The 256-nt window shown below is 64.8% G+C and carries 1 protein-coding gene; it reads right to left on the bottom strand.

The features are described from left to right. A partial coding sequence (locus V0R37_RS22720; RefSeq protein WP_420376635.1) for a DUF3275 family protein occupies window positions 1-256 on the bottom strand: 256 nt, incomplete at both ends.

The following is a 256-nucleotide window of genomic DNA, read 5'->3' on the forward strand; positions in this document are numbered from 1 at the left end:
AGTTGCCGCAGCGGGCGTCGGCGCATCCACGCCTAAGGGCGTGGTATCGACCAGCGGGTCTGTGGATGCCTGTACGGGTGCGGGCTTGGCGGGCCTGGAGGTATTGCTGGGCTTGGCCGGTGTTGCCGGTGTTGTTGCAGGCTGTGCGCCCAGCTCTTCATCAAGTGGATCGAGGTCCTGGGTGGCGAAGCTGCGTGCTTCGTCACGGCTCAGTTTGTCGATGTCGTAGAGCGTCATTCCGTCCAGGCTGGCGCGG

The organism is Pollutimonas rozaliensis, assembly GCF_048751585.1.
In the GTDB taxonomy this organism is placed as follows: Bacteria; Pseudomonadota; Gammaproteobacteria; order Burkholderiales; family Burkholderiaceae_B.